This is a genomic window from Pseudomonas tremae (assembly GCF_001401155.1).
Classification (GTDB): domain Bacteria; phylum Pseudomonadota; class Gammaproteobacteria; order Pseudomonadales; family Pseudomonadaceae; genus Aquipseudomonas; species Aquipseudomonas tremae.
Genome location: NZ_LJRO01000464.1, coordinates 1 through 525, shown reverse-complemented (window position 1 = coordinate 525; position 525 = coordinate 1). Strand labels below are relative to the sequence as shown.

The following is a 525-nucleotide window of genomic DNA, read 5'->3' as shown; positions in this document are numbered from 1 at the left end:
AACACCTGCTCGGCAGTCACCACACGGGCGTTACTAAAGATCTGTTCGTTCAGCATTGCAGCAACTCCTTGGCGGTGAGGTCCACCGGGCTCATGTCGAGTTGACGATTGGCGACTGCCTCGCGGGCGTCGCGGTCATGAAAAATACCGATCAGTGCGGCACCGGCCTGTTTAGCCTCGTCGACCAGCTCCAGCACCACCTGACGGTTGGCGTCGTCCAGCGAAGCCGTCGGTTCGTCGAGCAATAAAACCGGCCACGGCACCATGAATGCCCGGGCGATGTTGATACGCTGCTGTTCACCACCGGAAAACGTGCTGGGAGCCAGTGGCCAAAGGCGCTGGGGAATGTTCAGCCGGTTCAGCAGCAGTTGCGCGCGCTCCTGAGCCTGTTCGCGCGACCATCCGCGTGAGAGTGCCGGCTCCATCACTACATCCAGGCTGGAGACACGCGGAATGACGCGCAAGAACTGGCTGACATAGCCGAGCGTTTTGCGCCGCACCTCAAGCACCTGGCGCGGGGTTGCCC

Annotated in this window: 1 protein-coding gene; it reads right to left on the bottom strand. The window is 61.7% G+C overall.

The genetic code is table 11. The annotated features are described in order from the left end of the window. Positions 1-49 precede the first annotated feature (49 nt). Positions 50-525, bottom strand: a 476-nt coding sequence (locus ALO43_RS25800) for a phosphonate C-P lyase system protein PhnL (protein ID WP_054998367.1), incomplete at its 5' end; no start/stop codon positions are given.